This window comes from Sphingomonas adhaesiva (assembly GCF_036946305.1).
GTDB lineage: Bacteria > Pseudomonadota > Alphaproteobacteria > Sphingomonadales > Sphingomonadaceae > Sphingomonas > Sphingomonas adhaesiva_B.
The window spans coordinates 19060-45304 of sequence record NZ_JAQIJJ010000004.1; the positions used below are offsets into that span (position 1 = coordinate 19060).

A 26245-nucleotide genomic window follows, 5' to 3' on the forward strand; every position below is an offset into this window, starting at 1 on the left:
CCACCCACTCTTAGCCCCTCCCTTGAAGGGAGGGGACGCTGGTCAATACACCACGACGCTGCGGATGCTCTCGCCCGCATGCATCAGGTCGAACCCCTTGTTGATCTCCTCCAGCGTCAGCCGATGGGTGATCATCGGATCGATCTGGATCATGCCGTCCATATACCAGTCGACGATCTTCGGCACGTCGGTGCGCCCGCGCGCGCCGCCGAACGCGGTGCCCTTCCACACCCGGCCGGTCACCAGCTGGAAGGGCCGCGTCGCGATCTCCTTGCCCGCCTCGGCGACGCCGATGACGATCGATTCGCCCCAGCCGCGGTGCGCGCTCTCCAGCGCCTGCCGCATCACGACCGTATTGCCGGTACAATCAAACGTATAGTCGCCGCCGCCATCGGTCAGTGCGATCAGGTGCGGGACGACATCGCCGACCGCCTTGGGATTGACGAAGTCGGTCATCCCGAACCGGCGCCCCCATTCCTCGCGGTCCGGGTTGATGTCGACGCCGATGATGCGATGCGCACCGGCCAGCTTCGCGCCCTGGATGACGTTCAGCCCGATCCCGCCCAGCCCGAAGACGATGACGGTCGATCCCACCTCGACCTTGGCGGTGTTGACCACCGCCCCCACCCCGGTGGTGACCCCGCAGCCGATGTAGCAGCTGGTGTCGAACGGCGCGTCGGTGCGAATCTTCGCGACCGCGATCTCCGGCAGCACGGTGAAGTTGGAGAAGGTCGAACAGCCCATGTAATGGAAGATCGGCTGCCCCTTGTAGGAAAAGCGCGTCGTGCCGTCCGGCATCAGGCCCTTGCCCTGCGTCGCGCGGATCGCGGTGCACAGGTTGGTCTTGCCGCTGAGGCACGACTTACACTGGCGGCATTCCGGCGTGTAGAGCGGGATGACATGATCGCCCGGCACCACGCTGGTGACGCCCGCGCCCACCTCGCGCACCACGCCGCACCCTTCGTGGCCCAGCACCGAGGGGAAGATCCCCTCCGAATCCAGCCCGTCGAGCGTATAGGCATCGGTGTGGCAGATGCCGGTCGCCATGATCTCGACCAGCACCTCGCCCGCTTTGGGACCGTCGAGGTCCAGCTCGACGATCTCCAGCGGCTTCTTCGCCTCGAATGCGACGGCGGCGCGGGTCTTCATGAGCAAGCCTCTTTGTCTGTCGGTCGCTACGGTCCTTATGCGGGCGAATAGGGGGCTTCAAGGATGGTTCACGCGAAGACGCAACGACGCCAAGAAGAAGGTGGGTTCACGCGGAGGCGCGGAGACGCGGAGGGTGCTCGCTTGCGGCTCCGGTCCGCGGCAGCAACGACGGCAACGAACATAGGGAGCCGCCGATGGCGGCTCGAAACATGACCGCCAACGCGACACCTCCGCGTCTCCGCGCCTCCGCGTGAACCCATCTTCTTCTTCTTCGCGTCTTCGCGCGAACAATCTGGACAGTTCCCGGCACGCCGGAGCTAAAGAGGAACGATGACGACCCCACCCCGCCCGCTCGCCGGCATCCGCGTGCTCGAACTCGCCCGCATCCTCGCCGGGCCATGGGCGGGCCAGTTGCTCGCCGATCTCGGTGCCGACGTCATCAAGGTGGAGCGCCCCGGCGAGGGCGACGATACGCGCCACTGGGGGCCGCCCTTCCTCACCGCACCCGACGGTACGGACCTGTCGGCGGCCTATTACCATGCCTGCAACCGCGGCAAGCGATCGGTCGCGATCGATATCGCCACGCCCGAAGGTCAGGCGCGCGTGCGCGACCTCGCCGCCGGGGCCGATGTCGTGATCGAGAATTACAAGGTCGGCGGCCTCGCCAAATACGGGCTGGATGCGGCCGCCCTGCGCGCCGTCAACCCGCGGCTGATCGTCTGTTCGGTCACCGGGTTCGGCCAGACCGGGCCATATGCGCATCGCGCCGGCTATGACTTCATCATCCAGGGAATGGGCGGGATCATGTCGATCACCGGCGAGCCGGACGGCCCGCCGCAGAAGGGCGGGGTCGCCTTCGCCGATCTGTTCACCGGCGTCTATTCCACCGTCGGGATCCTCGCCGCGCTGGCGGCGCGCCATCGCAGCGGCACGGGCACGCACATCGACATGGCGCTGCTCGACACGCAGGTCGCGGTGCTCGGCAACCAGGCGCTCAACTGGATGGCGAGCGGCGTCGTGCCGCAGCGGATGGGCAACGGCCACGCCAATCTGACCCCGTACCAGAGCTTCCCCACCGCCGACGGCGACCTCATCATCGCGGTCGGCAACGATCGTCAGTTCGGAAAATTGTGCGAGGTGCTGGGCGTTCCCGACATGGCGGTCGACGCACGCTTCGCGACCAACCCCGCACGTGTGAGGCATCGCGCCGCGCTGCTGCCGCTGGTAACGGCGCAGACGGTGCGATGGACCAGCGCCGACCTGCTCGCCGCACTGGAAACGGCGGGCGTCCCGGTCGGCCCGGTCAATCGCATCGATCAGGTGTTCGCCGATCCGCAGGTCGTGGCGCGCGGGATGCAATTGGTGGTGGAGGGCCTTCCCGGACTCGCCGCCCCCATCACCTATGACGGCGTCCGCGTCATGGCGACTCGCGCCAGCCCGCGACTGGGCGAGCATCAGGACGCGGACTGGCTGTAACCCGTCGCCCCTGCACAGGCAGGGGCCTATCTCTGCCGGCGTCGTGCGAGCCATTTCGGCACGCACGGCGCGCCCGCGTGTCAGGGGTGTTGTCAGGACGATGCAGACATAGGCCCCTGCCTGCGCAGGGGCGACGGATGAGCCGTCAGATCGCCGGCGGCACCCGTCCCGCCTTCTCCATCTTTCGCCGGTCATACGCCTTCTTCGCGACATAGGCACCGCCCAGCGCCATGCCCAGCGGTCCCATTCGCGTCACCGCGCGCGTCAGCAGCGCGCCGGTCACGGCACCGCGCACGCCGGCACCCTGCCGCTGCCCCAGTTCGCGCCCGACGAGCGCACCGATGATCGTCCGGATCATGCCGACACCTTTCTGGAAACCGTATCGCCCAGCACCGACAACCCCTTCAGCACGCCCCAGCCAACCGCATAGGTGACCGCAACCGGCAGCACGAGCTTCAGTACATTGGCCGTGATCGCGCCGTACAGGGCGCCATCCGCCGCGCTGTCGTCGCCCGACATCGCATCGATCGCGCCGCCGATCAGCGCGCCTATTGTCGTCGCACCCATGTCGAGAGGAACCTTCGTCGTTACGCCATCGCAAAAATGCGGGTGACGTGGATCAGTTCCCCAGCATCGCCTCCGGCCGCACGACCCGATCGAACGTCGCCGCATCCACCAGCCCCAGCGCCAGCCCGGCTTCCTTCAGCGTCAGCCCCTCGGCATGCGCATGTTTGGCGATCGCCGCCGCATGGTCATAGCCGATCTCGGGTGCGAGCGCGGTCACCAGCATCAGCGAGCGGTCGAGCAGCTCGGCGATCCGCGCCTCGTTCGCCTCCAGCCCCTCGACGCAGCGCTCGGCAAAGCTCTCGCACCCCGTCGCCAGCAGGTCAATCGACCGCAGCACCGCCGCGCCGATCATCGGCTTGAACACGTTGAGCTCCAGATGCCCCTGCGCGCCGCCGACCGTGATCGCGACATGGTTGCCCATCACCTGCGCCGCGACCATCGTCAGCATCTCGCACTGGGTCGGGTTCACCTTGCCCGGCATGATCGAGCTGCCGGGTTCGTTGGCGGGCAGGTCCAGCTCGCCCAATCCACAGCGTGGCCCCGATCCCAACAGCCGGATGTCGTTGGCGATCTTCGTACACGCCACCGCCAGCGTGTTGAGCACGCCGGACAGATGCACCAACGGATCGTTCGACGCCAAGGCCTCGAAGAAATTGTCCGCCGGGCTGAACGCGATCCCGGTTATCCCGCGCACCTCCGCACAGAAATCGCGTGCGAACCCCGTCGGGGCGTTCAATCCGGTGCCGACTGCAGTCCCGCCCTGCGCCAGCCGGTCGGTGCCCTGCTCCACGGCCGGCTCAATCCGGCGCAGACAGCGGTAAATTTGATGCGCATAGCCCGAGAATTCGTCGCCCAGCGTCAGTGGCGTCGCATCCTGCAGGTGCGTTCGCCCGATCTTGACGATCCCCGACCATGCCTTGGCCTTGGCATCCAGCGCCGCGTGAAGCCGCTCGACCGCCGGGATCAGCCGCCGGCGCACCGCGATCGAACAGGCGATATGCAGCGCGGTGGGGAAGCTGTCGTTGCTCGATTGCCCACGATTGACGTCGTCATTGGGATGGACCGGCGATTTTCCGCCGCGGTCCCCGGTCAGGATCTCGTTGGCGCGCCCTGCGATCACCTCGTTGACGTTCATGTTCGACTGCGTGCCGCTGCCCGTCTGCCAGATGACGAGCGGAAACTGATCGTCGAACGTCCCCGCGACCACCTCCTGCGCGGCTTCCTCGATCGCGTCGGCCTTTTCCGCCGCCAGCCCGTGGCGCCGGTTTACCCGCGCCGCCGCCTGTTTCACGATCGCCAGCGCATGGACGATCTCGATCGGCATCCGTTCGCGCGCGCCGAACGGGAAGTTTTCGAGGCTGCGCTCGGTCTGCGCCCCCCAATAAGCGCTCGCGGGCACCTCGATCGGGCCGATCGAATCGGTTTCGGTGCGGGTTTCGGTCATGCGCTTCGTCCTTTTCGTGACGAAGCGTGCCGTAGCGGGCGGGGTTCCCGTCCCCAAGCCCCACCGTGCTCCTGCGAAGGCAGGAGCCCAGGGTGAGGCGCGCTGATGCTCGTTGTCGTCCTGCCTTCGCAGGAGCACGATGTGGAGTGGCCAGGGTCACGCCGCACCAGCGCCGTCATGGGAGTAAATCCCATGACGTCGGACGCGGCCGAGGCCGCGCCGGCCGGCGGTTCGCGTCCAGCCTTGGGCTGGAACGCGGCCTAGCTTCGCCAGGCCGCTCGCTCCCTATTTCTTCCTCTTGAAGTCGACCGCAACGACGTTCGACCCATCCTCGACCGGCGCCGCCACGGGGCCGTCGTTCTCCGCCGGATCGTGCCCGCCGGGGCCGTCGCCCGGCCCCTCCTGCGCCTGAAACCGCAGTTCGAAATTGACCGCCGGATCGTGGAACCCGGTGATCGCCGAATAGGGGATGACCAGCTTCGATGGCACCTGGTTGAAGCTCAACCCCACCGAAAACCGCGCCTCGTCCACCGTCAGGTCCCAGAAGCGGTTCTGGAGGACGATCGTCATCTCGTCCGGGAAACGCTCGACCAGCCGTTGCGGAATATCGACGCCGGGCGCCTGCGTCTTGAAGGTGATGTAGAAATGGTGCTCGCCCGGAAGCCCCCCCGATTCGGCGACGGTGCCCAGCACGCGGCCCACCACCGCGCGCAAGGCCTCCTGCACGATATCGTCATAGGGGATCAGGCTGTCGGGCAGCATGTCGTTCATGCCCTTATGGGTAACGCGGTCGCGGGCGAGGTCAAGCTTGCCCGGAACGCCACGGGCGTTATGGGATCGCGCCACGATGCGCACCGCCACCCTGACCCGCGACACCAGCGAGACCAAGATCGCCGTCACCGTCAACCTCGACGGCACCGGCGCCTATGACGTGCAAACCGGCGTCGGCTTCTTCGACCATATGCTGGAGCAGCTGTCGCGCCACTCGCTGATCGACATGACGATCCGCTGCGACGGCGACCTGCATATCGACCAGCATCACACGGTCGAGGATACCGCGCTGGCGCTGGGCGCCGCGATCGCGCAGGCGCTGGCCGACAAGCGCGGCATCCGCCGCTACGGCGACGCGCTGTCGCCGATGGACGAGACGCTGACCCGCGTCGCGCTCGACATCTCCGGCCGCCCCTGGCTGGTGTGGAAGACCGCATTCACCCAGACGCGGCTGGGCGAGATGGACACCGAGATGTTCCAGCATTTCTTCCACAGCTTCGCGCAGACCGCCGGCATCACGCTGCATATCGAGACGCTGTACGGCGACAACAACCATCACATCGCCGAAAGCGCGTTCAAGGGCCTCGCCCGGGCGCTGCGCGCCGCGGTGGAGATCGACCCGCGCAAGGCCGATGCGATCCCCAGCACGAAGGGGACGTTGTGACGCCCCGCCGTCACCCCGGCCTTGAGCCGGGGTCCCGCTTCTTCTCCGACGCCGCGGAAACAGCGGGACCCCGGCTCAAGGCCGGGGTGACGGAGTATCCGGGGGGCAATCGATGACCCTCGCGCTGATCGATTATCAGGCGGGCAACCTCCACTCGGTGGAAAATGCCCTGCGCGCCGCCGGTTGCACCGACCTGACCGTCACCGCCGATCCGGACGTCGTGGCGAAGGCGGACCGCATCGTCCTGCCCGGCGTCGGCGCGTTCGGTGCCTGCGCCATGGCGCTCCGCGCGATCCCCGGGATGGAGGCGGCGATGCGACGCCGCGTGCTGGACGAGGGTACACCCTTCCTGGGCATCTGCGTCGGTATGCAATTGCTCGCCGACCGCGGCGAGGAGCTGGGGTCACACGCCGGGCTCGGCTGGATTTCGGGCACGGTGCGGCGGATCCATGTCGCGGGCAGCGACGCGAAGGTGCCGCACATGGGCTGGAACGACGTCGTCCCGGTCGGCGATCACCCGCTGATTGTCGCGGGCGAGGCCTATTTCCTTCACAGCTACGCCTTCGACGGCGCGCAGGTCGCCGCCACCACCGACCATGCCGGTCCGGTTACCGCCGCTATCGCGCGCGACACGATCGTCGGCGTGCAGTTCCACCCCGAAAAGAGCCAGCGCTACGGCCTTGCGCTGCTGGAAAGGTTCCTGACGTGGATGCCATGAGGGCGCCCCTGATCGTCTTCCCCGCGATCGACCTGAAGCGCGGGCAGGTCGTCCGCCTGGCGGAGGGCGACATGGATCGTGCCACCGTCTATGGCGACGATCCCGCGCATCAGGCGACGCTGTTCGCCGAGGCGGGCGCGCAGCATCTGCACGTCGTCGACCTCGACGGCGCCTTCGCGGGCGAGAGCGTCAACGGCGACGCGGTGCGCGGCATCGTCGCCGCCTTTTCGGGTCACGTCCAGCTCGGCGGCGGCATCCGCACCCCCGCGGCGGTGGAGGCATGGTTCGACCTGGGCGTGGCGCGCGTGGTGATCGGCACCGCCGCACTGGAAAACCCGCAGTTCGTCCGCGACATGGCCGCCGCCTTTCCGGGCGGCATCGTGGTCGCGGTGGATGCCCGGGATGGCATGGTCGCCACCAAGGGCTGGGCCGACGTGTCCACCACCAGCACCATCGACCTCGCGCGCCGGTTCGAGGATGCGGGCGTCGCCGCCGTCCTGTTCACCGACGTCGGGCGCGACGGGCTGCTGAAGGGCTGCAACGTCGAGGCGACGGTCGATCTGGCGCGCGCGGTCGACATCCCCGTGATCGCCAGCGGCGGTGTCGCAGGGATCGCCGACATCCACGTCCTGGCGCTTCACGCGCGCGACGGGATCGAGGGCGTCATCACCGGTCGCGCGCTGTACGATGGGCGGCTCGATCTCGCCGCAGCGCTGAGCGTCGCGCAGAACGCCTGACGCGACCGGTCAGGCGGTCCGGAGCCGTGGCAGGTCGGTGACCAGCACCTCGCCGAACAATCGCTGTTCTTCCGCGATGCGGCGACACACGGAGTCGCGTAGCGCCTGCATCGCGCAGCGATAGCCGTCGAAGTCGGCGGCGATCGCGTGGCTGAGCCAGCGCGAGACGTAGCCGGAGATTTCCTGCCGATAGAGCAGCGTCTGTGCCTCGAACGCTGCCAGGCGTTCGCGATGGGATGGGGCGGCCTGTCGCGTAATGGCGGGAAGCACGACCTCGGTCAGATGCTTCAGCCGTCGTCCGCTGGCATGCGCTATCCGCCACCGCACCCTCATCAAGGCCGCATGGTCGAGGATTTCGGCGGAACAGATTTCCTCGTGACGCAGGGCCTCTTCCGCCAGCACCCTGTTCAGTCGGCAGAGTTCGAACAGCATGACACGCCTCCTCGATCGCGGCCCCAGACCGATGCTTAGGACCGCGTTCTTCCCCATCATCGCTAAGGCGGCAGTGATGAACGTGATCCTAATCCACATTGGTAATTGGGTAGTCTGCCACTAAGGCGATACTGGCCTGCCGTGTCCGGCTTGCCCTGCCGGGCGTGCGCGGGCATGAGCCGCGCATGACCGTCAGAGCCCGCGTGATCCCCTGCCTCGACGTCGCCGGCGGGCGCGTGGTGAAGGGCGTGAATTTCGTCGACCTGATCGATGCCGGCGATCCGGTGGAGCAGGCGCGCGCCTATGACGCGGCGGGTGCGGACGAATTGTGCTTCCTCGACATCACCGCCAGCCACGAGGCGCGCGGCACCATCCTGGACGTGGTGCGGCGCACCGCCGCGGTCTGCTTCATGCCGCTGACCGTCGGCGGCGGGGTCCGCACCGCGGAGGATGCGCGCGCGCTGCTGCTGGCGGGTGCGGACAAGGTGGCGGTCAATTCCGCCGCGGTGTCGCGGCCCGAGGTTGTGAGCGATATCGCCGAGCGCTTCGGCAGCCAGTGCTGCGTCGCCAGCGTGGATGCGCGCCGCTCGGGCGATGGCTGGGAGGTCTTCACCCATGGCGGGCGCCGCGCGACCGGGATCGACGCGGTGGCGCATGCGCTGCGGCTGGCAGAGCTGGGCGCGGGCGAATTGCTGGTGACGTCGATGGACCGCGACGGTACGCGCGGCGGCTACGACCTCGACCTGGTTCGCGCGATCGCCGACCGGACGCAGGTGCCGGTGGTCGCGTCGGGCGGGGTCGGCTCGCTCGACGATCTGGTCGCGGGCGTCACGCTGGGCCATGCCTCGGCGGTGCTCGCCGCCTCGATCTTCCACTTCGGCCAGGCGACGGTGGCGGACGCACATGCCGCGCTCGCCGCGGCCGGGGTGCCGGTCCGCACGCATTGACCCGCCGCCTCGCCACGGCGGCGCTCGCGCTGATGCTGTCGGCGTGCGGCGGACGCTACGCACCGGTCAGCGACATGCCGGTGCGGATCGGCAAGCCATACAGCGTGCGCGGCGTCACCTATGTCCCCGCCGCCGATCCGACCTACGACATGCTCGGCATGGCGAGCTGGTACGGCAGCGAATCGGGCGACCGCACCGCCAATGGCGAGCGCTTCCGTGCCAAGGCGATCGCGGGCGCCCACACCACGCTGCCGCTGCCGAGCTATGTCGAGGTCACCGCGCTCGACACCGGGCGCGTCATCGTGCTGCGCGTCAACGACCGCGGCCCGTTCGCGCCGGGCCGGATCATCGACCTGTCGCGGGGTGCGGCCGAGTTGCTGGGGGTGCGCGCGCAGGGACAGGCGGCGGTGCGGGTCCGCGTGATCGATCCGCCGGACGCCGACAAGGCGCGGCTGCGCGCCGGCAAGGCGGCGACGCGCCGCCCGGACGTGACGCCCGCGGTACGGGCGAACCTGCGCGCGCAGCTGGACGACGGGTTGCGGGCGATGGCGGGATTGACGTCACCCCGGCCTTGAGCCGGGGTCCCGCTTTCGCGAGCGGTCGAGAGAAGAAGCGGGACCCCGGCACAAGGCCGGGGTGACGATGGTCTATTCCGCCCCCGCCCCATACAGCACCGCCGCGCGCTCCTCGAACGCACCGATCATCCGGCGCAGCGCGACGCCGAAGACCTGCCCCGCCAGCATCTCGAACATCCGGTTCTTGAACGCGAAATCGACCGTGAAGTCGACCAGGCAACCACCGTCGCCATCGGCGCGGAAGCGCCAGTCGTTGTTGAGATATTTCAGCGGCCCATCGACATAATCGACCCGGATCGCCTCGGGTCGCGTCTTCTGCACCTTCGACGTGAACGTCTCGCGCAGTCCCTTGAAGCCGACGATCATGTCCGCGGTCGTCTCCCTGTCGCTATCCTGTCGCACCCGCATCGCGGTCACCCACGGCAGGAACTCCGGGTAGCGGCGCACGTCCGCGACCAGGTCGAACATCTGCTCCGGCGTGTACGGAAGGCGGCGCGTCTCAGCGTGCTTGGGCAAGCTTCGCCTCGCGCGCGACCTTCATCTTCGCGAAATCGTCGCCCGCATGATAGCTAGACCGCGTCAGCGGCGAGGATGCGACCAGCAGGAACCCCTTCGCCCGCGCGATCGCGGCATAGGCATCGAACGCCGCCGGGGTGACGAAGTCCGCGACCTTGGCATGGCGCGGCGTCGGCTGGAGATACTGGCCCATGGTCAGGAAATCGATGTCGGCCGAGCGCATGTCGTCCATCACCTGATGCACCTCCAGCCGCTCCTCGCCCAGCCCCAGCATGATGCCGGACTTGGTGAAGATCGACGGGTCCAGCTTCTTCACGCTCTCCAGCAGCCGGATCGACGCATAGTAACGCGCGCCGGGGCGGATCGTGGGATACAGGCGGGGGACGGTTTCCAGATTGTGATTATATACGTCTGGACGTGCCGCCACGATGGCTTCCACCGCCGCTTCGTGCTTGTTGCGGAAATCGGGCGTGAGGATCTCGATCGTGGTCGTCGGATTGGTCCGGCGGATCGCCTCGATCACCTTCACGAACTGCTTCGCCCCGCCGTCGGGCAGGTCATCGCGGTCAACGGAGGTCACGACGATATGCTGGAGCCCCATCTGCGCCGCCGCATCGGCGACGTTCTGCGGCTCCATGGGATCCACCGCGCGCGGCATCCCGGTCTTCACGTTGCAGAACGCGCAGGCGCGCGTGCACGTGTCGCCCAGGATCATCACCGTCGCGTGCTTCTTGGTCCAGCATTCGCCGATATTGGGGCAAGCCGCTTCCTCGCACACGGTGGTGAGGCTCTTCGAGCGCATCAGCGCCCGGGTGGCGGCGAAGCCCTCGCTGGTGGGTGCCTTGACGCGGATCCAGTCCGGCTTGCGCTGCCGCAGGGGAGCCTTGATCGGGGTTAGGTCGTTCATGGCGCCGAGATAGCGCGTGGCGTCACGCGAAACAACGAAGGAGCATTTGTCCTATGCGAAAGTTCAAGGATTTCATCGAAGGCTATTACCGGTTCCGCGGCAATGAGTGGATCGAGGAGCGCGAGCGCTGGACGGAACTGGCCGGCGGTCAGACCCCCAAGACGATGGTCATCGCCTGCTCCGACAGCCGCGTCGATCCCGCCACCATCTTCGGCACGCGCCCGGGCGAGGTCTTCGTCGTGCGCAACGTCGCCAATCTGGTGCCGCCGTTCGATCCCAGCGGCGGCCTGCACGGCGTGTCCGCTGCGATCGAGTTCGCGGTAACCAGCCTGAAGGTGGAGGAGATCCTGATCCTGGGCCATGGCTCGTGCGGCGGCGTGAAGGCATCGCTGTCGGGCGCGCTCAAGGATGCCGAGCCGGGCAAGGGCGGGTTCGTCGCGGAGTGGATCAAGCTGCTGGACGATGCGCGCGAGCGTGTGATCGCCGAGCATGGCGACGGTCCGGAGGGTCAGGCCGCGCTGGAGCAGGAAGGCGTCAAGACCTCGATCGAGAACCTGAAGACCTTCCCGTTCGTCCAGGAAGGGCTCGATGCCGGTACGCTGACGCTGCATGGCGCGGTCTTCGCGATCGCCGACGGGCGGCTGAAGGTGCTGAACGGCGAGACGGGCGAGTTCGAGGCGGCGTAACAACTGCGTCACCCTCACCCTTCCGGCGCTTCGCGCCTCCCTCCCTCTCCCGTCGGGAGAGGGAAGGGGCCCATCGGCAAAGCCGATGCGAAGGGTGAGGGTGACGTCGGCGCTTACCCCGCCTTCGGCGCGACCACCCCCGCCGCATCCTTGGGCAGTTCCGCCGTCGAGCGCAGGTTCAGCTCCTTCAGCTGCTTCGCGCTGACGAAGCTCGGCGCGCCCATCATCAGATCCTCCGCCTTCTGCGTCATCGGGAAGACGATGACCTCGCGGATGTTGGGCTGGTCCGCCAGCAGCATCACGATGCGGTCGATCCCCGGCGCCGACCCGCCGTGCGGCGGTGCGCCGAACTTGAACGCGTTGATCATGCCCGCGAAATTCGTGTCGACATCGGCCTGCGAATAGCCCGCGATCTCGAACGCCTTGTACATGATCTCCGGCCGGTGGTTCCGGATCGCGCCCGACGACAGCTCGATGCCGTTGCAGACGATGTCATACTGATAGGCGAGGATGTCGAGCGGATCCTTGGTCTCCAGCGCCTCCAGCTCGCCCTGCGGCATCGAGAAGGGGTTGTGGCTGAAGTCGACCTTCTTCGCCTCCTCGTCATATTCGAACATCGGGAAGTCGACGATCCAGCAGAATTCGAAGCGCTTCTCGTCGATCAGCCCCAGTTGCTCGGCGACGCGGGTGCGCGCCAGCCCGGCGAGCTTGGCCGCCTGTGCCTCCTTGCCCGCGGCGAAGAACAGGCCGTCGTCCGGGCCGAGGCCCAGCGCATCGGCCATCGCGGTCATCTTTTCCTCGCCATGGTTCTTGGCGATCGGACCGCCCCATTCGCCGCCCTTGCGCGTGGCATAGCCGAGGCCCGCGAACCCTTCGGACTGCGCCCAAGCGTTCATGTCGTCGAAGAATTTGCGGCTCTTCTCCGCCGTCCCCGGCGCCGGGATCGCGCGCACCACATCGCCCGCCTCGACGATCGAGGCGAAACGGCCGAAACCGGACGCGGTGAACTGCTCGCTGACGTCGCTGATCAGGATCGGATTGCGCAAATCCGGCTTGTCGTTGCCGTATTTCAGCATCGACTCGCGATACGGGATGCGCTTGAACGGCAGCGGCGAGACGGTGCGGCCCTTGCCCTGCCAGTCGGCGAACTCCTCGAACACACCATGCAGCACCGGCTCGATCGCGGCGAACACGTCGTCCTGCGTGACGAAGCTCATCTCGAAATCGAGCTGGTAGAATTCGCCCGGGCTACGATCGGCGCGCGCATCCTCGTCGCGGAAGCAGGGCGCGATCTGGAAATAACGGTCGAAGCCCGCGACCATCAGCAGCTGCTTGAACATCTGCGGCGCCTGCGGCAGCGCATAGAACTTGCCCGGATGGACGCGGCTGGGCACCAGATAGTCGCGCGCGCCCTCCGGCGAGGACGCGGTCAGGATCGGCGTCTGGAATTCGGTGAACCCCTGCCCCACCATCCGCTGGCGGATCGACGCGATCACCGACGAGCGCAGCATGATGTTGGCGTGCAGCTTCTCGCGCCGCAGGTCGAGGAAGCGGTTCCTGAGGCGGATCTCCTCCGGATATTCGGCATCGCCGAACACCGGCATCGGCAGCTCGGCGGCGTGGCTCTGCACCGTCGCGGCGCGCGCATAGACCTCGATCTCGCCGGTCGGCAGATTGGGGTTCACGGTCGCTTCCGAGCGGCGCTTGACCTCACCGTCGATCGTCACCACCGACTCGACGCGCAGGCCGTCGAGCAGCGCCAGCGCGGGCGAATCGCTGTCCGCTACGATCTGCGTGATGCCGTAATGGTCGCGCAGGTCGACGAACAGCACCCCGCCATGGTCGCGCTTGCGATGCACCCAGCCGGACAGGCGGACGCTGTCGCCCGCGTTCGTGGCGGTCAGCGCGGCGCAATGGTGGGAACGATAGGCGTGCATGGGTCCTGCTTTCCTCGCGCGCCGGGCAGCGCCCGCGCGACGTAAATGGTGATGCGCGCCGCTTCCCGGTCCATCCCCTCTTTGTCAACCCGCGCACACGGGTATAAGGGCGGCGACTTATGCACGTTCACCCGCTCATCACCGACAGCGCGACGCTCGCCAACCTGTGTGCCCGCCTCGCCGAAGCCCCGTTCGTCACGGTCGATACCGAGTTCATGCGCGAGAGCACCTATTATCCGGAGCTCTGCCTGATCCAGATCGCGGACACGGAGGAAGCCGCCGCGATCGACCCGATGGCGCCGGGGCTGGACCTAACCCCGCTGCTCAACCTGCTGACCGATAACGAGGATGTGCTGAAGGTCTTCCACGCCGGCGGGCAGGATATCGAGATCATCTACAATCTCACCGGCCGCACCCCGCACCCGTTGTTCGATACGCAGGTGGCGGCGATGGCGCTGGGTCAGGGCGAGCAGATCGGTTACTCCAACCTGGTCGACAGCTGGCTGGGCATTCAGGTGGACAAGGGCGCGCGCTTCACCGACTGGGCGCGCCGCCCGCTCGACGCGCGGCAGATCGAATATGCGATCGGCGACGTGACGCATCTGTCGAAGATCTTTCCCAGGATGCTGGAGCGGCTGAGGAAGACCGGCCGTGGCGCGTGGCTGGATCAGGAGATGGAGCGGCTTGCCGACCCGTCCAACTATGCCAACGATCCCGACGTGGCGTGGAAGCGCGTGCGCGCCGCCAGCCGCAAGCCCGAGGTGCTCGGCCGGCTGAAGGCGATCGCGCGCTGGCGCGAGCTGGAGGCGCAGGCCAAGGACCTGCCGCGCGGCCGCATCGTGAAGGATGAGACGCTGGCCGATCTCGCCGGCCATCCGCCGCGCAAGCAGGCCGATCTCGCCAAGGTGCGCGGCCTGTCGCAGACCTGGGCCGGCAACGACATCGGCGCGCGCCTGATGGCGGCGATCGAGAGCGCAGCGCCGCTGTCCGACGACGAACTGCCGCCGCGCGACGATCGCAAGCCCGGACTGGGCAAGGAAGGCGCGCTGGTCGCCGACCTGCTGAAGCTGCTGCTGAAGATCCGCGCGCGCGACATCGACGTTGCGCCCCGGCTGCTGGCGCGATCGGAGGAACTGGAGCTGCTGGCCGCGGGGCAGCGCAAGGGGCTGCAGATCCTGGAGGGCTGGCGCTACGACCAGTTCGGCCATGACGCGCTCGATCTGGTCGAGGGGCGGCTGGGTTTCGCGGTCCGCGGCGGCCGGCTGAAGATGACCCGCACGGAGGTGGAAGCGGCATGAAGGCGGTGATCCTGACGTCCGCGCTGGCGCTCGCCGCCTGCGCCACCACCCCCGCGCCGGAGGATGCGGCGGCGGGTGTGAAGTGCGATGCCAATGCCGCGCAGGGTCTGATCGGCCGCCCCGCGGACGCGGCCGCCGCGCAGGCGCAGAAGGCGTCGGGCGCTCGCACCATGCGCCGCTATGTCACCGGATCGCCGGTGACGATGGATTTCCGCGCCGACCGGCTGAACGTGGAAACGGATGCGACGGGGATGATCGTCAAGCTGACCTGCGGGTAAGAAACACCGCCTCCGCACCCACTCCGTCACCCCGGACCTGATCCGGGGTCCCGCTTTTACCCCCAACGCCGCAGAAGAAGCGCGACCCCGGATCAAGTCCGGGGTGACGGGGAAGGCTACACCCCCGCCTCCAGCCCCATCACCGCCGCCAGCGCGCGATGCCGTTTCTGCACCGCCTCGCCGTACAGCCCCGCATCGTCGTCCCCCAGCGCCAGCCGCAACGCGCCGCCGTCGACCGCCAGCGACGACCGTTCCAGCGGCCCGGCGATCCCGCCGCTCAGCCGCTGGCCCAGCCGCATCGCCAGCCCCCATTGCATCGCGCGGCGCAGCCCCGCTTCACCCGCCAGCCCGGTCAGCGGCGCGGGGCTGGTCAATTCACCACCCAGGCTGGTCCACAGCGCCTGTGCCAGCAGCGCGCGCCCGCGCCCGTCGATCCCCACCCAATTGCCGTGCAGCGCGATCTCCAGCCCGCGCTCGGCACGAAACTCCGGATTGGCGCGCCAGCCCACATCCGCCAGCTGGCACGCCGCGCCACGCAGCCGCGCCTCGCTGGGCCGGTCGCTGAACAGCGGCGCGATCCAGCGGTCGAGCAGATCGCCGTGCTCGGGAAAGCGCCCGCTGCGCCGCCCCTCGTCGCGCGTCGCGACGATCAGCGGATCCTGCGCGCGCACCTCCGGCGGCAGCGCGGCGTGGAGCAATCCCTCGCGCAGGCCATAGGCGGACACGATCGTCCCGCTGCTGCGCAGATGCTTCAGCAACACCGCCAGCAGCGCCGCCGCACCCGACAGGGTCGGGATCCGCCCACCGGACAGCCCCGGCACCGCCTTCAACCGCGCCTTGCCGACCTGCGCCAGCGTGCGGCGCAGCCGCGCGATCGTCGCGGGCGACATCGCATATTGGTGGATCACCGGCAGCGGATAGCGCGTCGCCTCCATGTCGAGCCGCGCCAGCGCGCGCCACGACCCGCCGACCAGATACAGCGGCAGCCCCTTGCCCGCGCCGCTCCAGCCGCCTTCCTCCAGCAGCGCCGCGACGCGGCGGTCCAGCGTCCCCTTCTCGCGCATCGTCGCAAGGCGCAGCACGCCGAGCGGGAACGAGGCGCGCTGGTGCAGTGCGCCGCCGCGCACCCGCACCAGCTCCAGGCTGCCCCCGCCCAGATCGGCGACGATCCCGTCCGCGCCGGGAATGCCCGACAACACCCCCATGCCCGCCGCAACCGCCTCTTCCTCGCCCGGCAGGATCTCGACCGTCAGTCCCGCCGCACGCGCCAGATCGATCAGCGCCGCGCCGTTCCTCGCGTCGCGCACCGCGGCGGTCGCGACGGTGCGCAGGCTCGCCACCCCCATCTCGCGCGTCAGCGCGGCGAAGCGGCGCAGCGCGGTGCCCGCCGCGGCCATCGCCTCGTCGTCGATCGCGCCCGACGCGGCCAGGCTGCGCCCCAGCCCCGCCAGCACCTTTTCGTTGAACAGGATCGCGGGCAGCCGCGCCGGCCCCTGATAGACGACCAGCCGGATCGAATTGGAGCCGATGTCGATGATCGCGGTGCGCGGCTCCTCGTTCGCCGCGCCCCCGCGCGCCAGCCCAGGCAGCGTCACTTGCGACGCCGCAGCGACAGCACGGGCACCTCGCCGCCCGCCTCCAGCGCGGCGCCCCGCCCCGACAAAGACGGATTGACCATGAAATAGCGGTGCAGGTTGAACCCCTTGGCATCGCCCGGCGATACGCGCGTATAGCTGCCGTCCGGTTCCAGTTCCCAGCTTTGCTCATTGTCGATCAGATTGGCCACCATCACCTGATCCAGCACCTGATCGTGGACCGTCTCATTGTCGATCGGCAGCATATATTCGACGCGGCGGTCGAAGTTGCGCGGCATCCAGTCGGCCGAGGAGATATAGACCACGGCATCGTCATTGGGCAGCGCGGCGCCGTTGCCGAATGCGGTGATCCGGCTGTGCTCAAGGAAGCGCCCCACCGTCGATCGCACCCGGATCGTGTCCGACATGCCCGGCACCTTGGGCCGCAGGCAGCAGATGCCGCGCACGATCAGGTCGATCTCCACCCCCGCGCCGCTCGCCTCGTACAATTTCTCGATGATCGTGGGGTCGACCAGCGAGTTCATCTTGGCCCAGATCGCCGCCGGGCGACCCGCGCGCGCATGGGCGATCTCGATATCGATCCGCTGCATCAGCTTCTTGCGCAGCGAACGCGGGGACAGGACGACCATCTCCATATCCTCCGGCTCGACATAGCCGGTGATATAGTTGAACATCCGCGCCGCATCGCGCCCGATGCGCGGATCGGCGGTGAAGAAGCTGAGGTCGGTGTAGATACGCGCGGTCACCGGGTGATAATTGCCGGTGCCGAAATGGCAGTAGGTGCGGAACAGGTCGCCCTCGCGCCGCACCACCATCGCCACCTTCGCGTGCGTTTTCCAGTCGATGAAGCCATAGACGACCTGCACGCCGGCGCGCTCCAGCGCGCTCGCCCATTGCAGGTTCTGCTCCTCGTCGAAGCGCGCCTTCAGCTCGACCACCGCGGTCACCGACTTGCCGGCTTCCGCCGCGGCGATCAGCGCGTTGATGACCGCGGACTGCTTGCCGGCGCGGTACAACGTCTGCTTGATCGCGACCACGTCGGGATCGTTCGCCGCCTGCTTCAGGAAGGCGAGCACCACGTCGAACGTCTCATAGGGGTGATGGACGACGATGTCCTTCGACCGGATCGCCGCGAAGCAATCGCCGCCGAATTCGCGGATCCGCTCCGGGAAGCGCGGGGTGAAGGGCACGAACTTCAGGTCCGGGCGGTCCTCGTCCGCCAGCGCCGACAGATCGTCGATTCCCAGCAGCGACCCCGTCTCCGTCACGATCGCATCCGACCGGCCCAGTTCGTCGCGCAACAGCCCCGCCAGCGTGTCGGGCATGCCGGTTTCCAGCTCCATCCGGATCACGCGCCCGCGCCGTCGCCGCTTGATCGCATTGGCGAAATAGCGGACCAGATCCTCCGCCTCCTCCTCGATCTCGATATCGCTGTCGCGCAGCACGCGGAATTCCGCCGCGCCCAGCACCTCATAGCCGGGGAACAAGGCGCCGGAGAAGCGCTTCAGGAGCGATTCGACCGCGATATAGCGCGCCTGCTCGCCGGGCAGCCGCACGAAGCGCGGCATCGCCGCGGGCAGCATCACCAGTTCGCGGATCGGCTCGCTGTCGGAGCGGCGCACGAGGTCGAACATCACCGCCATCCCCTTGTTGGGCATGAACGGGAACGGGTGCGCCGGATCCAGCGCCTGCGGGGTGATGACCGGGAACAGCTGCTCGTGGAAATGCGTCTCCAGCCAGGCGCGCTCCTCGGCGTTCAGCGCGGCGTCGATCGCGCGATGGCTCAGCACCTGGATCCCCGCCGCCGCCAGCTCGCGGCGGATGTCCTGCCACACCGCCTGCTGGCTCGCCATCAGCGCATCCGCCTCGGCGACGATCGCGCTTAGCTGCTGCCCCGGGGTCAGCCCATCGGTCGAGCGCGCCTCGACATCCTGCACCTGCTGCCCCTTCAGCCCCGCGACGCGGACCATGAAGAATTCGTCGAGGTTTCCGCCCGAAATCGCGAGGAAGCGCAGCCGCTCCAGCAGCGGATGCGCGCTGTTGCACGCCTCCTCCAGCACGCGCCGGTTGAACGCCAGCCACGATAGCTCGCGGTTGAAATACCGGCCGCCGTCGCGATCCTGGAACGGATCCTCCAGCGTGTCGTCCGCATCGAGGCGCGCCATCTTCGGCGTTCGGGTCATGGTCAGTCGTCGCTCCGATCGGTGAACGCGGCCGCATCCATCAGGGTTTCGCGCGCCAGCGGGATCGACAGGCGACGCCGCCCGGCGAGCGCGGCCCGATCGAGCCTATCGATCGTTTCCATGACGGATGCGTGACTCCGCTCCACCCGTGCGGTCAGCCATGCGATCAGATCAGCGCGCGCGTCGACGTGACGCCGCGCGAAGCCATGTTCGAACAAGGCCGTGATCAGCGCGTCGTCGGGCGGCGCGATCGTCGCGGCGGGGCTGGCGGCGAGGCGCGAGCGCAGGTCGGGCAGCGCCACCTGCCATGCCGGCGGCAGGTGGCGCACGATCAGCAACAGCGGACGGCGCTGATCCTGCGCGCGGTTCCAGGCGTGGAACAGCGCCTCCTCCGGCTCGGCATCGGCGTCGTCGATCACCGTCCCGCCCGACCGCGCGGCGAAGATGCGGCCCAGCAGCGAGCGCCCCGATCGCGGCGGCCCCGCCAGCAATGCGGTGCGCACCGACCACGCCGCCCAGCGATCCAGCAGGCGCACCGCCGCCGCATTGGACGGGCCGACCACGAACTCGCCGTCGCGCGCATCGGCGGGCCAGGCCAGCGGCAGCGCGATCTGGTCGGTCATCCTGCCGATCCCGTCATCCGGATGGCGTCGCCCCGCCACGCAGGTCGGGCGGCAGCAATTGCGGCGCGCGGCGGATGCGGATCGTGGTGCCGCCGCCGAACACCTGCCACCCGCGCGCCTCCAATGCCGCGCGGAATGCGTCGGGCGTACCGGCATAGCTGACGCTCATCAGCGACACGCCGCCCAGCGCCAGGCTGGTCGTGGCTGCGGCGGAGACGCCGGGCACGCCGCGCATCGCCGCCTCCGTCCCGGTCACCGCGCCGGCGTCCGCAGTGTCGAACTGCACCGTGATCGCGGTGGCCGCGGCCGGCAGCGTGCCGAGATCGTCCAGGATCGCGCCGACCTCGTCGGTGGGGGTCGGGGCCGACACCGGCATGATCGGGTTCAGCCCCGGATCGGCGGTCAGATACCCGCCGCTCAATCCTTCCTGATAAGCGGCATCCATCCGCCGCACCGCCTCGTCCAGCAGCGCGGGCACGCCACGCGCGTTGCCGACGCGCAGCGTGAAGCGGCGCAGCACGCGATTGTCGGGGCCATAGCGCGCCTCGAACACGCCGATCACCGGCCCACCCGGCCATTGGCGATACAGCCGCACCGTCGGCATCAACACGTCGTTGCCGCCATATTGATCGATGATCGCGCGCCACCATGCGCGATCGGGGCGCTGCGTCTGCCCGACGTTCAGCAACAACGGGTCCGGCCCGTTGCCCGCCGGTCGGATATAATCGATCGTGCTGCCCCCGGTGCGATAGCGCGCCCAGGCTTCCTGCCACAAGGTCCGCTGCTCGAACACGGTGCCGACCCCGGTCGACCATTGCACCGGCAACACCACGAACGGCGGCGAGCGCGAGACATAGGACGACACGCCCAGCAGCGCGGAGGTGCGCGCGCGATCGAACAGCACGCCCAGCTTCGCGACATAGCGCTGCGGCCCGATCTGCTCGTCCTCGACCACGATCGCCGACACGATCGAATCGAGCGTGCCGTCGGGCACCAGCCCGCCGCCCGCGCCCAGCCGCTGCGACAATTGCACGAACGCCTTGCGCTGTGCCTCGCGCCAGCCCGCCAGCCGCGCCGCCTCCGCATCGCCGCCATTGGTGTCGACGCGCACGCCCGACACCTCGAAATCGTTGGAACTGTCGACCGCCGCCACGCCACGATCCCCGCCCTCGATCTGCGCCACGACGGTGGCGGTGCCGAGGGTCGCGAGCGCGACAGCCGCGAGAAGGACGGAAGGACGGCGACGCATGTCGCACGCCTTTTGGCGAAGCAGGCGTGGAAATCCAAGCGCGATGTGGCTAACGGACCGCATGAGCACTCACGGACGCAACGAACCCTATACCTACGAGAGCGCCGGCGTATCGATCGCGGCGGGCAATGCGCTGGTGCGCGCGATCGCGCCCCTGGCGCGCGCGACGCGGCGGCCGGGCGCCGACGCCGATCTGGGCGGGTTCGGCGGCTTCTTCGACCTGAAGGCGGCGGGCTTCACCGATCCGCTGCTGGTCGCCGCCAACGATGGCGTGGGGACGAAGCTGAAGCTGGCGATCGAATGGGATCGCCACGCCGGCGTGGGTATCGACCTGGTCGCGATGTGCGCCAACGATCTCGTGGTGCAAGGGGCGGAGCCGCTGTTCTTCCTCGATTATTATGCCACCGGGAAGCTCGACAATGCGGTCGCGGGAAGCGTCGTCGCCTCGATCGCGGAGGGGTGCCGCATCGCCGGCTGCGCGCTGATCGGCGGCGAGACCGCGGAGATGCCCGGCATGTATGCGGCGGGCGATTACGACCTCGCCGGCTTCTGCGTCGGCGCGGTGGAGCGGGGCGACGTGCTGACCGGGCAGGAGATCGCGGCGGGCGACGTCATCCTGGGTCTCGCCTCGTCGGGCGTCCATTCCAACGGCTTTTCGCTGGTTCGCCGGCTCGCGGCGGACAAGGGCTGGAAGCTGGATCGCCCGGCGCTGTTCGACCCCGACCGGCTGCTGATCGATCACCTGATGGCACCAACGCGAATCTATGTCGCCGGCCTGCTGCCGCTGCTGAAGGCGCATCGCATCAAGGGGTTGGCGCATATCACCGGGGGCGGCCTGCTCGAAAACATCCCGCGCGTGCTGCCCGCGGGCATGCATGCGCAGGTCGATGCCGATGCCTGGGAACAGCCGCGGCTGATGGCCTTCCTGCAGGCGCAGGGCGGGATCGAGCCGGAGGAGATGGCGCGCACCTTCAACTGCGGCATCGGCATGGCGGTGGTCGTCGCCGCCGGGGAAGCCGAGGGCGTCGCGGCCGACCTGACCACGGCGGGCGAGAGCGTGTTCACGATCGGCCGGATCGAATCGGGTACGCGCGGCTGCACCGTGTCGGGGAGCAACGAGACGTGGAGCGCGCGGGCCGCCTGGACCGCCACCCACACCGCATGAACGGAGCGGGCATGACCACCCCCGCCAAGGTCGCGGTGCTGATCTCCGGCCGCGGTTCGAACATGCAGACGCTGGCCGCGCATCAGGGCGACGCCTATGAGATCGTTGTCGTCGCCTCCGACAAGCCCACGGCACCCGGCCTGTCCTGGGCGATCGCCAACGGCCTGCCCACCTTCGCCTTGTCGCCGAAGGGGGTGGGCAAGCCGGCCTATGAGGCATCGCTCGACGCCGCCTTGCGCGAGGCGGGGGCGGAGTGGATCGCGCTCGCCGGCTATATGCGATTGCTGTCCGACGATTTCGTCGCGAAGTGGCGCGGGCGGATCGTCAACATCCACCCTTCGCTGCTGCCCAAATACAAAGGCCTCGAAACCCATGCCCGCGCGATCGCGGCGGGCGATGCGGTCGCGGGCTGCTCGGTCCATCTCGTCACCGAGGAACTCGACGGCGGCGAAGTGCTTGGACAGGCGGAGGTGCCGGTGCTGCCCGACGACACGCCCGAGGCGCTCGCCGCGCGGGTGCTGGAGGCGGAACATGCGCTATACCCCCGCGTGCTCAGGGAGGTGGTGACGCGATGAACGAGGGTCTGGACCGTGTACGCGCGCTCGCGATGCTCCTCCCGGAGGCGGAGGAGCGCATCAGCCACGGCCAGCCCACCTTCTTCGTCGCGGGCAAGCAGTTCGCGCAGTTTCGCGACGACCATCACGGCGATGGCCTGACGGTCGTCTGTGTGCGCACCAGCGGCGCCGACGAACAGGCGATGCTGCTCGATGCCGCCCCCGACGTGTATCGCAAGCCCGCCTATCTCGGCCCGTCGGGCTGGGTCAGCGTCGACCTAGCGGGCAGCGACGTCGACTGGACATTGGTCGAGGATCGCATCGCGCGCAGCTGGGAACTCGCCGCCCCGCGCCGCCTGCTGGAGGCGGGCGGACGATAGCGTCCTCCGTCCTGCCGGACGTGTTCGAGACCTTTGCGAAATCTGTTCCCCGGCGAAGGCCGGGGTCCAGTCGCGAGCGGTTTCAGCATCTTACGAGCCGGCCGTTGCTGGACCCCGGCCTCCGCCGGGGAACAGGAGAGATTTGGGCGTGCGGAACCCCGGCCCCCGGGACACATCCAGGTTAGCGCCTGATCGCGGCAAGGTTACCACGCCTGCCTATCGTGCCGCCCGCAACTGCCCCGCCAGCGACACCGCCGCCTTCACATAGGCCGGCCCGCCACACACTGTCCACGCCTGCGGCAGCCGCAGCCGCGGGATGCCCGCCAGCAGCGGGTGGTGCAGCATCTCGGTCCCCTGGTCCGCCACCCGCTCCGCATCCGTCTCGACGATCAGATAGTCCGGCCGCGCCAGCGCCATTTCCTCCAGCCCAACGCGCGCCAGCGCCGGCTTGCCCAGCCGCGTGGCGAGGTTGCGCAGCCCCACCCGCTGCATCAGGTCGTCGACCAGCGTGCCGGTGCCGGTCAGGAATCCGCGCCGCTGGTAATAGGCCGCCGTCCGCCCGCGCCCGGCATCGCGCGGCACCCGCGCCAGCGCACGGTCCATCGCGCCGATCAGCGCCGCGCCGCGTGCCGGATGCCCCACCGCGCGTGCCACCTGCTCCACCTGCGTCTCGATCGCGGCGCGGTCCGCGGCCGGCTCCAGCGCCACCACCGGCACGCCCCGCGCCTTCAGGTGCGTCATCACCAGCTGATCCTGCCACGGCGACGCCAGCACCAGGTCGGGGCGCAGCGCCAGCACATCCTCCGCCGACCCGCGCGTCGACCGGATCCCGCGCGCCTGCGCCGCCGCGGCCGACATCTGCGGATCGGTCGCGAACCGCGTCAGCGCGACGATCTGCGCACGATCCGCCAGCGCCAGCACATACTGGTCCGCGCACAGGTTGAGCGACACGATTCGCTGCGGGCGGGCGACCGGCGCGGCCGCGGTGAGCAGCAACGGCAGCGACGCGAACAGGGCGAGGAACGACCGGGACATCATCGCCCTTTGCCTCCCCCCGCGCTTTCGCGCTAGGCGGCGCAACCCTCTCCATCGAAGGCGCCCGCCATCGTGACCTATCGCCGCTGGCTGTGGCCGGCCCTGATCCTGACCACGCTGGCCGCGCTGGTGCTGAGCGTCGGCATCGGCAGCGCCAGCATCCCGCCCGCGCGCGCGCTCGCCGCGCTGATGGGACATGGCGACCCGGTCGAGCGCGCCATCCTCGTCGAACTGCGGCTGCCGCGCGCGATCCTCGGGCTGGCGGTCGGTGCGATCCTGGGGCTCTCCGGCGCGGCGTTGCAGGGCTATCTCCGCAATCCGCTGGCCGAGCCGTCGGTACTGGGCGCCTCCAACGGCGCCGCACTGGGCGCGGTGGTCGCGATCTATTTCGGCGTCGCGACGCAGCACGAGGTCGCGCTGCCGGTGCTGGCGATCCTGGGTGCGCTCGTCGCGCTCGGCGTCCTGCTGCTGCTCGCGCGCCGATCCGACAGCGCGCTGACGTTGATCCTCGCCGGCATCGCCATCTCCACCCTCACCGTCGCGGGGACCAGCCTCGCGCTCAACCTCTCGCCCAACCCGTTCGCGGCGATGGAGATCATGACCTGGCTGCTCGGCAGCCTGGAGGATCGCTCGTTCCGCCATGTCGCGCTCGCGCTGCCCTGCGTCGCAATCGGCGCGCTGCTGCTCGCCGGGCAGGGGCGCGCGCTGGACGCGCTGACGCTGGGCGAGGACGGGGCGGCGGCGCTCGGCATCGACCTGTCGCGCACCCGTATCCGCCTGCTGCTGGGGGTCGCGATCGGGGTCGGCGGCGCGGTCGCGGTGTCGGGCGCGATCGGATTCGTCGGGTTGATCGTGCCGCATCTGATCCGCCCGCTGACCGACCGCACGCCGTCCGCGATCCTGTGGCCCAGCGCGCTCGCAGGCGCCGCCTTGCTGACCCTTGCCGACGTCGCGGTGCGCGTGATTCCGACCACCAACGAACTGAAGCTGGGGGTCGTCACCGCCTTCCTGGGCGTCCCCGTCTTCCTCGTCCATCTGATGCGGGAGCGGCGGCTATGGTGACCGTCGTCGCCGACGCGCTGGGCGTCACGCTGGGACAGCGCCATGTCGTCCGCGACGTGTCGCTGGCGTGGCAGGCCGGCACCTTCGTCGGCGTGCTCGGCCCCAATGGCGCGGGCAAGTCGACGCTGGTGCGCGCGCTGCTCGGCCTGCTGCCGCATAGCGGCACGGTCGCGATCGACGGCGCACCCCGCGCCGCCCTGTCGCGCGCGGAGATCGCGCGGCGCATCGCGTATCTGCCGCAGGGGCAGACGCTCCACTGGCCGGTCACGGTCGAGCGGCTGGTAGCGCTCGGTCGCCTGCCGCATCTGGCACCCTTCTCGCGCCTGTCGCCCGCCGATCGCGACGCGGTCGCCGCGGCGATGGCGCGCGCCGATGTCGCGCATCTCGCGCACCGCACCGCGACCGAGCTGTCCGGAGGCGAGCGCGCGCGCGTCCTGCTCGCCCGCGCGCTTGCGGTCGGCGCGCCCGCGCTGATCGCCGACGAACCGCTCGCCAGCCTCGACCCCGCGCACCAGATCGAGGGGATGGAGCTGCTCCGCGCGCAGGCGGATGCCGGCGGGCTGGTGGTGGCGGTGCTCCACGACCTGACGCTGGCGGCGCGCTTCTGCGACCGCGTGCTGGTGCTGGCGAACGGCGTGGTGGCGGCGGACGGAACCCCGCGCGACGTGCTGACGCCCGCGTTGCTGGCGCAGGTCTATGGCATCACTGCCTTCGCCGGCGAGAACGGCCTGCTGGTCCCGCTCGACCGCATCCGCTAACCTCGCGCCATGCCGATCGACGACACCCGCGCCTTCCTCCCCGTCCGCATCGCGGTGCTGACCGTTTCCGACACCCGCGGGCTGGCGGAGGACCGCTCCGGCGATACGCTGGTCGAGCGGCTGAGCGATGCCGGCCACATGCTCGCCGCGCGCACGATCCTGCGCGACGATGCCGATGCGATCGTGGCGCAGTTGGACGCCTGGATCGACGATGCGGCGGTCGACTGCATCATCACCACCGGCGGCACCGGCGTCACCGGACGCGACGTCACGCCCGAGGCGGTCGAGCGCGTGGCCGACAAGATGATCCCCGGCTTCGGCGAGTTGTTCCGCTGGCTCAGCTACCAGACGATCGGCACCTCGACCGTGCAGAGCCGCGCCTGCGCCTGCGTCGCGCGCGGCACCTATATCTTCGCGCTGCCCGGCTCGACCGGCGCGGTGAAGGATGCGTGGGACGGCATCCTCAAGGACCAGCTCGACAGCCGCCACCGCCCCTGCAATTTCGTCGAGCTCATGCCCCGGTTGCTGGAGCGCTGACC

At 69.1% G+C, this 26245-nt stretch carries 29 protein-coding genes; 15 read left to right on the forward strand and 14 right to left on the reverse strand.

Going from position 1 to position 26245, the window contains the following annotated elements:
* Window positions 1-42: 42 nt before the first annotated feature.
* Complete coding sequence (locus PGN14_RS06460) at window positions 43-1149, reverse strand: S-(hydroxymethyl)glutathione dehydrogenase/class III alcohol dehydrogenase (RefSeq protein WP_335298634.1); 1107 nt, start codon at window positions 1147-1149, stop codon at window positions 43-45.
* 330 nt (window positions 1150-1479) lie between these two features.
* Here PGN14_RS06460 and PGN14_RS06465 point away from each other — a divergent pair, with 330 nt between their 5' ends.
* Window positions 1480-2625, forward strand: coding sequence for a CaiB/BaiF CoA transferase family protein (locus PGN14_RS06465; protein WP_335298635.1), 1146 nt, complete (start codon window positions 1480-1482; stop codon window positions 2623-2625).
* A gap of 145 nt (window positions 2626-2770) precedes the next feature.
* Here the strand turns inward: PGN14_RS06465 and PGN14_RS06470 are convergent, their stop codons facing one another.
* The 4 genes from PGN14_RS06470 to PGN14_RS06485 form a co-directional block, all read right to left on the reverse strand.
* A complete protein-coding gene (locus PGN14_RS06470; RefSeq protein WP_335298637.1) occupies window positions 2771-2983 on the reverse strand; it encodes a hypothetical protein in 213 nt (70 codons plus the stop codon).
* Window positions 2980-3192, reverse strand: a complete 213-nt coding sequence (locus PGN14_RS06475; RefSeq protein ID WP_335298638.1) for a hypothetical protein — start codon at window positions 3190-3192, stop codon at window positions 2980-2982. The genes PGN14_RS06470 and PGN14_RS06475 overlap by 4 nt, the downstream gene beginning before the upstream one ends.
* Before the next feature lie 52 nt (window positions 3193-3244).
* Window positions 3245-4636 (reverse strand): class II fumarate hydratase, encoded by a 1392-nt coding sequence (gene fumC / locus PGN14_RS06480; RefSeq protein WP_335298640.1) that lies wholly within the window; start codon window positions 4634-4636, stop codon window positions 3245-3247.
* Between the two features lie 285 nt (window positions 4637-4921).
* Window positions 4922-5407: an SspB family protein gene (locus PGN14_RS06485; protein WP_335298641.1), complete on the reverse strand. Its 486-nt coding sequence runs from the start codon at window positions 5405-5407 to the stop codon at window positions 4922-4924.
* A gap of 76 nt (window positions 5408-5483) precedes the next feature.
* On the opposite strand from PGN14_RS06485, the gene hisB reads away from it, so the two are divergent.
* The 3 genes from hisB (at window position 5484) to hisA (ending at window position 7526) form a co-directional block, all read left to right on the forward strand.
* Entirely contained in the window at window positions 5484-6071 is a 588-nt protein-coding gene (gene hisB / locus PGN14_RS06490) for an imidazoleglycerol-phosphate dehydratase HisB (RefSeq protein ID WP_335298642.1), read from the forward strand.
* 112 nt (window positions 6072-6183) lie between these two features.
* Window positions 6184-6789: an imidazole glycerol phosphate synthase subunit HisH gene (hisH, locus tag PGN14_RS06495; protein WP_335298643.1), complete on the forward strand. Its 606-nt coding sequence runs from the start codon at window positions 6184-6186 to the stop codon at window positions 6787-6789.
* On the forward strand, window positions 6786-7526 hold the full coding sequence (gene hisA / locus PGN14_RS06500) for a 1-(5-phosphoribosyl)-5-[(5-phosphoribosylamino)methylideneamino]imidazole-4-carboxamide isomerase (RefSeq protein ID WP_335298645.1): 741 nt from the start codon (window positions 6786-6788) through the stop codon (window positions 7524-7526). Before hisH ends, hisA begins: the two co-directional genes overlap by 4 nt.
* Before the next feature lie 9 nt (window positions 7527-7535).
* Here the strand turns inward: hisA and PGN14_RS06505 are convergent, their stop codons facing one another.
* The gene (locus PGN14_RS06505) at window positions 7536-7958 is read right to left on the reverse strand and encodes a hypothetical protein (RefSeq protein ID WP_335298647.1); all 423 of its coding nucleotides are present in this window, start codon (window positions 7956-7958) and stop codon (window positions 7536-7538) included.
* A 185-nt stretch (window positions 7959-8143) separates the two neighbouring features.
* On the opposite strand from PGN14_RS06505, the gene hisF reads away from it, so the two are divergent.
* Together hisF and PGN14_RS06515 are read left to right on the forward strand one after the other, a co-directional pair.
* Complete coding sequence (hisF, locus tag PGN14_RS06510) at window positions 8144-8905, forward strand: imidazole glycerol phosphate synthase subunit HisF (RefSeq protein WP_335298648.1); 762 nt, start codon at window positions 8144-8146, stop codon at window positions 8903-8905.
* Window positions 8906-8937: 32 nt separating this feature from the next.
* Window positions 8938-9480 carry a septal ring lytic transglycosylase RlpA family protein gene (locus PGN14_RS06515; protein WP_335299177.1) on the forward strand — a complete coding sequence of 181 codons (543 nt, stop codon included), beginning with the start codon at window positions 8938-8940 and terminating at the stop codon, window positions 9478-9480.
* A 72-nt stretch (window positions 9481-9552) separates the two neighbouring features.
* Here PGN14_RS06515 and PGN14_RS06520 read toward each other — a convergent pair whose 3' ends face one another.
* Window positions 9553-9996 (reverse strand): type II toxin-antitoxin system RatA family toxin, encoded by a 444-nt coding sequence (locus PGN14_RS06520; protein ID WP_335298649.1) that lies wholly within the window; start codon window positions 9994-9996, stop codon window positions 9553-9555.
* A complete protein-coding gene (gene lipA / locus PGN14_RS06525) occupies window positions 9980-10903 on the reverse strand; it encodes a lipoyl synthase (protein WP_335298650.1) in 924 nt (307 codons plus the stop codon). Before lipA ends, PGN14_RS06520 begins: the two co-directional genes overlap by 17 nt.
* A gap of 53 nt (window positions 10904-10956) precedes the next feature.
* Here lipA and PGN14_RS06530 point away from each other — a divergent pair, with 53 nt between their 5' ends.
* Complete coding sequence (locus tag PGN14_RS06530) at window positions 10957-11589, forward strand: carbonic anhydrase (RefSeq protein WP_335298651.1); 633 nt, start codon at window positions 10957-10959, stop codon at window positions 11587-11589.
* Between the two features lie 113 nt (window positions 11590-11702).
* On the opposite strand, the gene aspS is transcribed toward PGN14_RS06530, so the two are convergent.
* Entirely contained in the window at window positions 11703-13526 is a 1824-nt protein-coding gene (aspS, locus tag PGN14_RS06535) for an aspartate--tRNA ligase (protein ID WP_335298653.1), read from the reverse strand.
* A 119-nt stretch (window positions 13527-13645) separates the two neighbouring features.
* On the opposite strand from aspS, the gene rnd reads away from it, so the two are divergent.
* Together rnd and PGN14_RS06545 are read left to right on the forward strand one after the other, a co-directional pair.
* Window positions 13646-14824, forward strand: a complete 1179-nt coding sequence (rnd, locus tag PGN14_RS06540; protein WP_335298654.1) for a ribonuclease D — start codon at window positions 13646-13648, stop codon at window positions 14822-14824.
* The gene (locus PGN14_RS06545) at window positions 14821-15102 is read left to right on the forward strand and encodes an I78 family peptidase inhibitor (protein WP_335298655.1); all 282 of its coding nucleotides are present in this window, start codon (window positions 14821-14823) and stop codon (window positions 15100-15102) included. Before rnd ends, PGN14_RS06545 begins: the two co-directional genes overlap by 4 nt.
* Window positions 15103-15218: 116 nt before the next feature.
* On the opposite strand, the gene PGN14_RS06550 is transcribed toward PGN14_RS06545, so the two are convergent.
* Genes PGN14_RS06550 through PGN14_RS06565 form a run of 4 tightly spaced genes read right to left on the reverse strand, consistent with a single transcriptional unit; the run spans window position 15219 to window position 20752 of the window.
* Window positions 15219-16697 carry a Ppx/GppA family phosphatase gene (locus PGN14_RS06550; protein WP_335298656.1) on the reverse strand — a complete coding sequence of 493 codons (1479 nt, stop codon included), beginning with the start codon at window positions 16695-16697 and terminating at the stop codon, window positions 15219-15221.
* On the reverse strand, window positions 16694-18862 hold the full coding sequence (locus PGN14_RS06555; protein ID WP_443019487.1) for an RNA degradosome polyphosphate kinase: 2169 nt from the start codon (window positions 18860-18862) through the stop codon (window positions 16694-16696). The genes PGN14_RS06550 and PGN14_RS06555 overlap by 4 nt, the downstream gene beginning before the upstream one ends.
* 20 nt (window positions 18863-18882) lie before the next feature.
* The gene (locus PGN14_RS06560; RefSeq protein ID WP_335298658.1) at window positions 18883-19503 is read right to left on the reverse strand and encodes an HdaA/DnaA family protein; all 621 of its coding nucleotides are present in this window, start codon (window positions 19501-19503) and stop codon (window positions 18883-18885) included.
* 13 nt (window positions 19504-19516) lie between these two features.
* Window positions 19517-20752: a heavy-metal-associated domain-containing protein gene (locus PGN14_RS06565; RefSeq protein ID WP_335298659.1), complete on the reverse strand. Its 1236-nt coding sequence runs from the start codon at window positions 20750-20752 to the stop codon at window positions 19517-19519.
* Between the two features lie 61 nt (window positions 20753-20813).
* Between PGN14_RS06565 and purM the strand changes: the two genes are divergently transcribed.
* Genes purM through PGN14_RS06580 form a run of 3 tightly spaced genes read left to right on the forward strand, consistent with a single transcriptional unit; the run spans window position 20814 to window position 22851 of the window.
* Entirely contained in the window at window positions 20814-21917 is a 1104-nt protein-coding gene (gene purM, locus PGN14_RS06570; protein ID WP_335298661.1) for a phosphoribosylformylglycinamidine cyclo-ligase, read from the forward strand.
* Window positions 21918-21928: 11 nt separating this feature from the next.
* Window positions 21929-22492, forward strand: coding sequence for a phosphoribosylglycinamide formyltransferase (gene purN / locus PGN14_RS06575; protein ID WP_335298663.1), 564 nt, complete (start codon window positions 21929-21931; stop codon window positions 22490-22492).
* Window positions 22489-22851, forward strand: a complete 363-nt coding sequence (locus PGN14_RS06580) for an MmcQ/YjbR family DNA-binding protein (protein ID WP_335298664.1) — start codon at window positions 22489-22491, stop codon at window positions 22849-22851. Before purN ends, PGN14_RS06580 begins: the two co-directional genes overlap by 4 nt.
* Before the next feature lie 216 nt (window positions 22852-23067).
* Here the strand turns inward: PGN14_RS06580 and PGN14_RS06585 are convergent, their stop codons facing one another.
* Complete coding sequence (locus tag PGN14_RS06585) at window positions 23068-23889, reverse strand: ABC transporter substrate-binding protein (RefSeq protein WP_335298666.1); 822 nt, start codon at window positions 23887-23889, stop codon at window positions 23068-23070.
* A gap of 69 nt (window positions 23890-23958) precedes the next feature.
* Between PGN14_RS06585 and PGN14_RS06590 the strand changes: the two genes are divergently transcribed.
* Genes PGN14_RS06590 through moaB form a run of 3 tightly spaced genes read left to right on the forward strand, consistent with a single transcriptional unit; the run spans window position 23959 to window position 26243 of the window.
* Complete coding sequence (locus PGN14_RS06590; RefSeq protein ID WP_335298667.1) at window positions 23959-24948, forward strand: FecCD family ABC transporter permease; 990 nt, start codon at window positions 23959-23961, stop codon at window positions 24946-24948.
* Window positions 24942-25706 carry an ABC transporter ATP-binding protein gene (locus PGN14_RS06595; RefSeq protein ID WP_335298668.1) on the forward strand — a complete coding sequence of 255 codons (765 nt, stop codon included), beginning with the start codon at window positions 24942-24944 and terminating at the stop codon, window positions 25704-25706. The genes PGN14_RS06590 and PGN14_RS06595 overlap by 7 nt, the downstream gene beginning before the upstream one ends.
* A gap of 9 nt (window positions 25707-25715) precedes the next feature.
* The gene (gene moaB / locus PGN14_RS06600; protein WP_335298669.1) at window positions 25716-26243 is read left to right on the forward strand and encodes a molybdenum cofactor biosynthesis protein B; all 528 of its coding nucleotides are present in this window, start codon (window positions 25716-25718) and stop codon (window positions 26241-26243) included.
* The last annotated feature ends 2 nt before the right edge of the window (window positions 26244-26245 follow it).

Excerpts from the sequence above, each read along its gene's own strand:
- PGN14_RS06460 (WP_335298634.1), bottom strand. The coding sequence starts at position 1,149 with ATGAAGACCCGCGCCGCCGTCGCATTCGAGGCGAAGAAGCCGCTGGAG.
- PGN14_RS06465 (WP_335298635.1), top strand. The coding sequence starts at position 1,480 with ATGACGACCCCACCCCGCCCGCTCGCCGGCATCCGCGTGCTCGAACTC.
- PGN14_RS06470 (WP_335298637.1), bottom strand. The coding sequence starts at position 2,983 with ATGATCCGGACGATCATCGGTGCGCTCGTCGGGCGCGAACTGGGGCAG.
- PGN14_RS06475 (WP_335298638.1), bottom strand. The coding sequence starts at position 3,192 with ATGGGTGCGACGACAATAGGCGCGCTGATCGGCGGCGCGATCGATGCG.
- fumC (WP_335298640.1), bottom strand. The coding sequence starts at position 4,636 with ATGACCGAAACCCGCACCGAAACCGATTCGATCGGCCCGATCGAGGTG.
- PGN14_RS06485 (WP_335298641.1), bottom strand. The coding sequence starts at position 5,407 with ATGAACGACATGCTGCCCGACAGCCTGATCCCCTATGACGATATCGTG.
- hisB (WP_335298642.1), top strand. The coding sequence starts at position 5,484 with ATGCGCACCGCCACCCTGACCCGCGACACCAGCGAGACCAAGATCGCC.
- hisH (WP_335298643.1), top strand. The coding sequence starts at position 6,184 with ATGACCCTCGCGCTGATCGATTATCAGGCGGGCAACCTCCACTCGGTG.
- hisA (WP_335298645.1), top strand. The coding sequence starts at position 6,786 with ATGAGGGCGCCCCTGATCGTCTTCCCCGCGATCGACCTGAAGCGCGGG.
- PGN14_RS06505 (WP_335298647.1), bottom strand. The coding sequence starts at position 7,958 with ATGCTGTTCGAACTCTGCCGACTGAACAGGGTGCTGGCGGAAGAGGCC.
- hisF (WP_335298648.1), top strand. The coding sequence starts at position 8,144 with ATGACCGTCAGAGCCCGCGTGATCCCCTGCCTCGACGTCGCCGGCGGG.
- PGN14_RS06515 (WP_335299177.1), top strand. The coding sequence starts at position 8,938 with ATGCTGTCGGCGTGCGGCGGACGCTACGCACCGGTCAGCGACATGCCG.
- lipA (WP_335298650.1), bottom strand. The coding sequence starts at position 10,903 with ATGAACGACCTAACCCCGATCAAGGCTCCCCTGCGGCAGCGCAAGCCG.
- PGN14_RS06530 (WP_335298651.1), top strand. The coding sequence starts at position 10,957 with ATGCGAAAGTTCAAGGATTTCATCGAAGGCTATTACCGGTTCCGCGGC.
- aspS (WP_335298653.1), bottom strand. The coding sequence starts at position 13,526 with ATGCACGCCTATCGTTCCCACCATTGCGCCGCGCTGACCGCCACGAAC.
- rnd (WP_335298654.1), top strand. The coding sequence starts at position 13,646 with ATGCACGTTCACCCGCTCATCACCGACAGCGCGACGCTCGCCAACCTG.
- PGN14_RS06545 (WP_335298655.1), top strand. The coding sequence starts at position 14,821 with ATGAAGGCGGTGATCCTGACGTCCGCGCTGGCGCTCGCCGCCTGCGCC.
- PGN14_RS06555 (WP_443019487.1), bottom strand. The coding sequence starts at position 18,862 with ATGGCGCGCCTCGATGCGGACGACACGCTGGAGGATCCGTTCCAGGAT.
- PGN14_RS06560 (WP_335298658.1), bottom strand. The coding sequence starts at position 19,503 with ATGACCGACCAGATCGCGCTGCCGCTGGCCTGGCCCGCCGATGCGCGC.
- PGN14_RS06565 (WP_335298659.1), bottom strand. The coding sequence starts at position 20,752 with ATGCGTCGCCGTCCTTCCGTCCTTCTCGCGGCTGTCGCGCTCGCGACC.
- purM (WP_335298661.1), top strand. The coding sequence starts at position 20,814 with ATGAGCACTCACGGACGCAACGAACCCTATACCTACGAGAGCGCCGGC.
- purN (WP_335298663.1), top strand. The coding sequence starts at position 21,929 with ATGACCACCCCCGCCAAGGTCGCGGTGCTGATCTCCGGCCGCGGTTCG.
- PGN14_RS06580 (WP_335298664.1), top strand. The coding sequence starts at position 22,489 with ATGAACGAGGGTCTGGACCGTGTACGCGCGCTCGCGATGCTCCTCCCG.
- PGN14_RS06585 (WP_335298666.1), bottom strand. The coding sequence starts at position 23,889 with ATGATGTCCCGGTCGTTCCTCGCCCTGTTCGCGTCGCTGCCGTTGCTG.
- PGN14_RS06595 (WP_335298668.1), top strand. The coding sequence starts at position 24,942 with ATGGTGACCGTCGTCGCCGACGCGCTGGGCGTCACGCTGGGACAGCGC.
- moaB (WP_335298669.1), top strand. The coding sequence starts at position 25,716 with ATGCCGATCGACGACACCCGCGCCTTCCTCCCCGTCCGCATCGCGGTG.